The following is a 6758-nucleotide window of genomic DNA, read 5'->3' on the forward strand; positions in this document are numbered from 1 at the left end:
TACCTCCGTCCACGGCGTCACACCTGGATGCGGCGCTCCACGGCGTCCACGATCTCGGCGACCGCGTCGGCCACCGGCACGCCGTTCTTCTGCTCGCCGTTGCGGTAGCGGAAGGAGACCGCGCCGGCCTCGACGTCGTCGTTGCCCGCGATCAGCATGAACGGGACCTTGCTGCGCTGAGCGTTGCGGATCTTCTTCTGCATCCGGTCGTCCGAGGTGTCCACCTCGACCCGGATCCCGCGCTTCTTCAGCTCGGCAGCGACCTCCAGCAGGTACGGCACGTGCTCGTCGGTGATCGGGATGCCGGTCACGGTGACCGGGGCCAGCCACGGCGGCATGGCGCCGGCGTAGTGCTCCAGCAGCACCGCGAAGAAGCGCTCGATCGAGCCGAACAGCGCACGGTGGATCATGACCGGCCGCTGGCGCGAGCCGTCCGCCGCCGTGTACTCCAGGTCGAAGCGCTCCGGCAGGTTGAAGTCGAGCTGGATGGTGCTCATCTGCCAGGTACGGCCGATGGCGTCACGCGCCTGGACGGAGATCTTGGGGCCGTAGAAGGCCGCGCCGCCCGGGTCCGGTACCAGCGGCAGCCCCTGCTTCTCGGCCACGGCCGCGAGGACCGCGGTGGCCTCCTCCCAGGTCTCGTCCGAACCGACGTACTTCACCGGGTCCTTGGTGGAGAGCTCCAGGTAGAAGTCGGTCAGGCCGTAGTCCCGCAGCAGGTTGAGCACGAAGGTCAGCGTCGAGTCGAGCTCCTCCGCCATCTGCTCGCGGGTGCAGTAGATGTGCGCGTCGTCCTGGGTGAAGCCGCGGGCACGGGTCAGACCGTGCACCACACCCGACTTCTCGTACCGGTACACCGTTCCGAACTCGAAGAGGCGCAGCGGCAGTTCACGGTACGACCGGCCGCGCGCGTCGAAGATCAGGTTGTGCATCGGGCAGTTCATGGGCTTCAGGTAGTAGTCCACGCCCTCGTCGAGCTGCATGGGCGGGTACATACCGTCGGCGTACCAGTCCAGGTGGCCGCTCTTCTCGAACAGCTTCCCCTTGGTGGCGTGCGGGGTGTAGACGAACTCGTAGCCCTCCTCCTCGTGCCGCTTGCGCGAGTAGTCCTCCATGGCACGGCGGATGATGCCGCCCCTGGGGTGGAAGACGGCGAGGCCGGAGCCGATCTCCTCGGGGATGGAGAAGAGGTCGAGCTCGTTGCCGAGCTTGCGGTGGTCGCGCTTCTCGGCCTCGACCAGGAAGTCGAGGTGCGCCTTCAGCTCGTCCTTGGTCGGCCAGGCGGTGCCGTAGATGCGCTGGAGCATCGGGTTCTTCTCGCTGCCGCGCCAGTAGGCGGCCGCGTTGCGCATCAGCTTGAACGCCGGAATGTGCCGGGTGGACGGCAGGTGCGGGCCGCGGCAGAGGTCGCCCCAGCAGAGCTCGCCGGACTTGGCGTCCAGGTTGTCGTAGATGGTCAGCTCGCCGGCGCCGACCTCGACGTCGGCGCCCTCGCCGGCGGTGGCAGCGGAGCCCTTGAGGCCGATCAGCTCCAGCTTGTACGGCTCGGCGGTCAGCTCCTCGCGGGCGGCCTCGTCGGTGACCACGCGGCGGGAGAACTTCTGCCCGCGCTTGATGATCTCCTGCATCTTCTTCTCGATGGCCTTGAGGTCATCGGGGTGGAACGGCTTCTCGACGTCGAAGTCGTAGTAGAAGCCGTCCTTGACCGGCGGGCCGATGCCGAGCTTGGCCTCCGGGAAGAGCTGCTGCACGGCCTGCGCCATGACGTGCGCGGTGGAGTGGCGCAGGATGTCCAGGCCGTCCTTGCTGCCGATCGCGACCGGCTCGGCCTCGTCGCCGTCCTGCAGGACGTACGCGAGGTCCTTGAGCTGGCCGCCGACGCGGGCGGCGATGATCGAGCGGTCGTCGGCGAAGAGCTCGGCGGCCGTAGTGCCCGTGGTCACCACGCGCTCTTCCCGATCGGGTTCGCGGTTGATGATTACCCGGACGTCCGTCACCGGTCTCTCCTGACGTGCTGGATTCATAGGACGCAACACTTCGCTGCGCGTGACGATGGTACCGAGAGCACCACCCCCGCCGTGCACCTACGCCCCCTGTCCCGCCTCCCCCAGCGACTTCAGCAGCCGTTGCCGCTCGGCCTCCTCCAGGCCGCACAGTTCCAGGCCCCGCGGGTGGGTGAGCCGGCGGAACCCGCCGCGCCGCTCCAGCCTGCCGCTGACCCGCACCGGAACGCCCGCGAGGTGGGCCTCGGCGGCCAGCCGGTACGCCGGGTCCGCGAGCCGGAGCCGCACCTCGCTGACCTCGGCGCCGCCGAGCACGCGCAGCCGCACGGTGCCGGGGCCCGCCGGGTCGGCGCGCTTGAGCCGCACCACCATGCCGACGACGGTGACGGCGACCGCCGGTTCGATCCGCTCCAGCAGGGCGGCGGCCTCCTCGAGGGCGGGCAGGTCCCCGGGCGAGAACTCCAGGGCGATCCGCCGGTCGCCGAAGCCGCCGGGCGTCCCGGCGGCGGCCGACCACGCGACGGAGAGCCGGCCGGCGGTCGCGCCGCGCACCAGCTCCTCGACGGACTGCACCAGTTCGCGGCTGACCCCGGCCTGGACGGCGTTCTCGAAGGCCTCCGGCCCGCCGCTCACCCGCCGGTAGTCGACGGCGTCCCGCAGCGCCTCCAGGGCGCGGACCAGCGTGGTCACGGCGGCCCGGCCCTCGGGCGCGGGGGTGTAGGCGGTGAGCCCGCCGCCGTTGTCCACCACGAGGCCCTGCTCGACCACCAGGACGTGTTCGAGGAAGTCCCCGGCCCAGGCGTCGAGCCGGGCACCGAAGTAGGCGGCCCTGGTCCGCCCGGCCTTGGCTCCGGCCGCGAGCATCGCGCGCGCGGCCCGCTGGAGGCGCTCGGCGTCGTCCCAGGGCGCGGTGCCGGCCGGTCCGGGCAGCTCGCGCCGCCACTGCAGCTCGTCGCCGGGCACGGTGAGCGCCAGCAGGATGGAGCGGGCGGACGGGCTGCGGGAGTGCGACAGCGCGGTGACGGCGTCGGCGAGCAGCTCGACGGCGTCGTCGAAGCCGTCCCCGGCGGGCACCAGCAGGCTGGTGCCCGGGTCGGCGTCGTCCGGCGGAGTCCAGCGCCCGTACCGGGCGGACGGGCCGCCGCGGCGGACCCAGCCGTGCCGGGCGAGCAGCGTGGCGAGCACCGCCGGGTCGACGGAGGCCGGGTCGGGCAGCGGCGGGGCGCCGTCCTGCGGCCCGTGTGGCAGCGTCATGGTCCTGCTCCTCCCCGCCGGGGGCCGGGCCGTCACGGGCTGCCGCCCGCACCGACCCGCGCCATGATGTCGCACAGTGCGCGGTCGTCGAAGACCTTCGCGGTGGGCACCCGGACGTTGGTCCGGCGCTGCCCGGTGACCGGGTGGCCGGCCAGGTTGACCCAGTAGCAGCAGTGCCTCAGCTCCAGTGCGTCCGGCCGGGCCTCCAGCCAGTGGTCGACCCGGCGCGGCAGCAGCATCACGACCAGGATCCGGGGCACCGCGACCCGGGCCCGCGCGAGCTTGCGCAGGTGGTCGTTGTCCAGGGTGAAGCTGAAGAACGGCCCGCGCGGTCCGGGCGCGATCTGCTGGGTGGCCTTGAGCTGGATCTTGATGGTGACCTCGTCGTCCACCTCGTGCGCCCGGGAGCCGTGGCTGACCTGCCAGTCGATGCCGTTGTCCGGGAACGGCTGGGAGAGCGAGCAGCCGGCCGCCGCGGCGACCGCGTGCAGGTAGCCGACCTGCAGCGTCTCCATGCAGGCCGTCACCGCCAGATTTCCCCGCAGGACGGCCGCAGCTCCCTCGGGCTGCGGGTGTGTCAGCGCCATCGCCCCGTTGCCTCCCCCGGCACCCGGGCCCGTCCGGATTCGAACGGGACACCTGAACGCAGGGTGCCCGGCCGGGCTGCGGCCAAACGGTTGAGCGGGCGTCAGGAGCGGTATCACCCTCTCGGGAACGCAGTCCTGAGGGGCAGTCATGCAGCAGCACTGGTACACCGGCCCGCTCGCCTCCTTCGACACCGAGACCACCGGCGTGGACGTCGAGACCGACCGGATCGTCTCGGCCGCCCTGGTCGTCCAGCCCGCCCCGGGCGCGCCCGCGCGGACCGCCACCTGGCTGGCCGACCCGGGCGTCCCGATACCCGACGGCGCCCGTGCGGTGCACGGCATCACCGACGAGCGGGTGCGCGCGTTCGGCCGCCCGGCCCGGACGGTGGTGGCGGAGGTCGCCCGCGCCCTGGCCGAGCAGGCCCGCGCCGGGCGCCCGGTGGTGGTGATGAACGCGCCGTACGACCTGACGCTGCTGGACCGGGAGTTGCGCCGGCACTGGTCGGTGTCACTGGCGGACGGCCTCGGCCCGGCGGGTCTGCTGGTGCTCGACCCGCGGGTGCTGGACAAGCACGTGGACCGCTACCGCAAGGGCCGGCGCACCCTGACCGACCTGTGCGCGCACTACGGGGTGGAGCTGGCCGGGGCCCACGACGCGGCGGCGGACGCGACGGCGGCGCTGGAGCTGGTCCGGGCGATCGGCGCCCGCTACCCGGCGGCGCTGGGCGGGCTGTCGGCGGCCGAGTTGCACCTGCGGCAGGCGGTCTGGCACGCGGCGCAGGCACGGGGGCTGCAGAACTGGTTCGACCGCTCGGGGTCGCCGGAGCGGGTGGACTTCTCCTGGCCGCTGCGGCCGGCCCGGTGCGGCTGCGGCCGGCGACTCTCGCCGCAGCACAGCTGTGAGGTGGCGGCGTAGCGGCCCGGCCGGGACACGGTTGGTCCGCGAACGCCGCAGGCCCTGACCGGTCTTCCGATCAGGGCCTGCGTGCTGTCCGGTGGGCGATACTGGGATCGAACCAGTGACCCCTTCGGTGTGAACGAAGTGCTCTCCCGCTGAGCTAATCGCCCGGGCAACGAGAAGAACAGTAGCACCATTCGGGGAGTGTCGTACAACTCGGATCCCCCGGCGACCACCTGGCACATCCGCAGAACTCGCACTCCGCGCGGAAGATGACTGCGCCTCAGCCCGATTCCGGGGCAACTCCCGAGCAGTTGTTCACGACATTGTGGAAATACACGTGAGGCCCAGCCGATAATCGGCTGGGCCTCACGTATCACAATGCATTCCGGTGGGCGATACTGGGATCGAACCAGTGACCCCTTCGGTGTGAACGAAGTGCTCTCCCGCTGAGCTAATCGCCCGGGTGCAGGGAAAACATTACCGCATCCCGCGGGGTGGTCCGAACACCCCTCGTGCCGGCCCCCGTCCCACCCGGCCCCCGGCCGGTCCCGCTGCCCGTCGCCCGGCTCGTCCCCCGGACGGGTGCCATCCGTTGCGACCGTCCGGGGTCAGCTGTCCTTGATCTTCCAGGGCATGACCAGCCCGTACCTCCACAGGTACCAGCCACCGATCCCGGCGATCACCGCCAGGCCGATCGCGACGAGCGTGATGTTGCGCCGCCGCACCCTCGGGTCCATCGCCTTCTGGGCCGCCTCGGCCACCTTGCGACGCGTCCAGCGCAGGGCCAGCTGGGCCCAGACGAACTCGGTCGCCCAGATGCCCATGCCCAGGAAGATGACCACCCAGCCCGGTCCGGGCAGCGGCAGCATGATCACGCCGGCCACCACCACCGCGAGGCCGACCAGGAAGACCGCCACCTGCCAGCTCAGGTGCAGCGGCCGGGAGCGCCGGATGAACAGCGGCGCACGCGAGCCCAGCGGCCGCCCGCCGTCCGTCTCCTCCGGCTCCCGGCCGTCTCCTCCCGCCGCCGACCGCGGCCCCGTCTCGTCCGGCACGACCGCCTCCCCCGCTCCCGTGTTCCCGGCCGCGTTCGCGCCCGCCTTGTCGCTTCGCACAGTCATGCCAGGAAACTAACCGAGAAGTGGCCCGGTAATGCCCCCGGCAGGCGCTCTGTGCCGATTCCGCAATGCGCCGTAAGGGGTACGACTCGCCCCCGAATCGGGACAGAGGGGTTTACATCGGTCTTGGAGGTGGGATGGTCCGTTCGCCGACGTGCGATTCCCCGAGCGCACACTGAGCGAAAGGCCATGGCGCTTATGAACACCACGGTCAGCTGCGAGCTGCACCTGCGCCTCATCGTGTCCAGCGAGTCCTCACTGCCCGTCCCCGCGGGCCTGCGCTACGACACCGCCGACCCCTATGCCGTGCACGCCACGTTCCACACCGGCGCCGACGAGACCGTGGAGTGGGTGTTCGCCCGAGATCTCCTTGCGGAGGGGCTGCACCGACCCACCGGCACCGGCGACGTCCGGGTGTGGCCCTCGCGCAGCCACGGGCAAGGGGTGGTCTGCATCGCACTGAGCTCTCCGGAAGGAGAAGCCCTGCTGGAGGCCCCGGCCCGCGCGCTTGAGTCGTTCCTCAAGCGGACGGACGCCGCCGTGCCCCCCGGCACCGAACACCGTCACTTCGACCTCGACCGGGAGCTGTCCCACATCCTCGCCGAAAGCTGACCCCGTCCGGGAGGCGGTCAAGCCCCGCAGTCAGCGGGGCCGCACTCCCTGCCGTCACCGCAGCCGTCCTACTCGGGGGCACGGCAGCAGACTCAGCCGCGCACGACGCGGTCTCGGGGCCGGTGACACGGTCCGCTCCCACCCGGAGCGGGCCACCGCACCGCAGGCGCCCGGGAGCGGGGGGGGGGGGGGGGGGGGGGGGGGGGGGGGGGGGGGGGGGGGGGGAGAAGGGGGGGGGGGGGGGGGGGGGGGGGGGGGGGGGGGGGGGGGGGGGGGGGGGGCG

At 72.3% G+C, this 6758-nt stretch carries 6 protein-coding genes and 2 tRNA genes; 2 read left to right on the forward strand and 6 right to left on the reverse strand.

Annotation, left to right across the window (positions count from 1 at the left end; genetic code table 11):
- Positions 1 to 17: 17 nt before the first annotated feature.
- The 3 genes from thrS to ACZ5WK_RS02505 all read right to left on the reverse strand — a co-directional run bounded on the left by thrS (position 18) and on the right by ACZ5WK_RS02505 (position 3844).
- Positions 18 to 1997, reverse strand: coding sequence for a threonine--tRNA ligase (gene thrS, locus ACZ5WK_RS02495; protein WP_465544131.1), 1980 nt, complete (start codon positions 1995 to 1997; stop codon positions 18 to 20).
- An 87-nt stretch (positions 1998 to 2084) separates the two neighbouring features.
- Entirely contained in the window at positions 2085 to 3257 is a 1173-nt protein-coding gene (locus ACZ5WK_RS02500; protein ID WP_465544133.1) for a hypothetical protein, read from the reverse strand.
- Between the two features lie 32 nt (positions 3258 to 3289).
- Positions 3290 to 3844: a DUF4365 domain-containing protein gene (locus ACZ5WK_RS02505; RefSeq protein ID WP_396321702.1), complete on the reverse strand. Its 555-nt coding sequence runs from the start codon at positions 3842 to 3844 to the stop codon at positions 3290 to 3292.
- A gap of 148 nt (positions 3845 to 3992) precedes the next feature.
- Here ACZ5WK_RS02505 and ACZ5WK_RS02510 point away from each other — a divergent pair, with 148 nt between their 5' ends.
- Complete coding sequence (locus ACZ5WK_RS02510) at positions 3993 to 4760, forward strand: exonuclease domain-containing protein (protein ID WP_465544136.1); 768 nt, start codon at positions 3993 to 3995, stop codon at positions 4758 to 4760.
- 80 nt (positions 4761 to 4840) lie between these two features.
- On the opposite strand, the gene ACZ5WK_RS02515 is transcribed toward ACZ5WK_RS02510, so the two are convergent.
- From ACZ5WK_RS02515 to ACZ5WK_RS02525, 3 genes are all read right to left on the reverse strand, one after another.
- Positions 4841 to 4912: transfer RNA gene (locus ACZ5WK_RS02515), tRNA-Val, on the reverse strand.
- Between the two features lie 222 nt (positions 4913 to 5134).
- A tRNA-Val gene (locus ACZ5WK_RS02520) sits at positions 5135 to 5206 on the reverse strand.
- 147 nt (positions 5207 to 5353) lie between these two features.
- Entirely contained in the window at positions 5354 to 5866 is a 513-nt protein-coding gene (locus tag ACZ5WK_RS02525) for a TIGR02611 family protein (RefSeq protein WP_465544138.1), read from the reverse strand.
- A gap of 195 nt (positions 5867 to 6061) precedes the next feature.
- Between ACZ5WK_RS02525 and ACZ5WK_RS02530 the strand changes: the two genes are divergently transcribed.
- On the forward strand, positions 6062 to 6475 hold the full coding sequence (locus tag ACZ5WK_RS02530; protein WP_030056266.1) for an SsgA family sporulation/cell division regulator: 414 nt from the start codon (positions 6062 to 6064) through the stop codon (positions 6473 to 6475).
- The last annotated feature ends 283 nt before the right edge of the window (positions 6476 to 6758 follow it).

It is taken from the genome of Kitasatospora sp. NPDC032757 (assembly GCF_055579305.1).

What these genes read in the sequence shown, in the direction of transcription:
- ACZ5WK_RS02500 (WP_465544133.1), bottom strand. Translation starts at nt 3,257, where the DNA reads ATGACGCTGCCACACGGGCCGCAGGACGGCGCCCCGCCGCTGCCCGAC.
- ACZ5WK_RS02505 (WP_396321702.1), bottom strand. Translation starts at nt 3,844, where the DNA reads ATGGCGCTGACACACCCGCAGCCCGAGGGAGCTGCGGCCGTCCTGCGG.
- ACZ5WK_RS02510 (WP_465544136.1), top strand. Translation starts at nt 3,993, where the DNA reads ATGCAGCAGCACTGGTACACCGGCCCGCTCGCCTCCTTCGACACCGAG.
- ACZ5WK_RS02525 (WP_465544138.1), bottom strand. Translation starts at nt 5,866, where the DNA reads ATGACTGTGCGAAGCGACAAGGCGGGCGCGAACGCGGCCGGGAACACG.
- ACZ5WK_RS02530 (WP_030056266.1), top strand. Translation starts at nt 6,062, where the DNA reads ATGAACACCACGGTCAGCTGCGAGCTGCACCTGCGCCTCATCGTGTCC.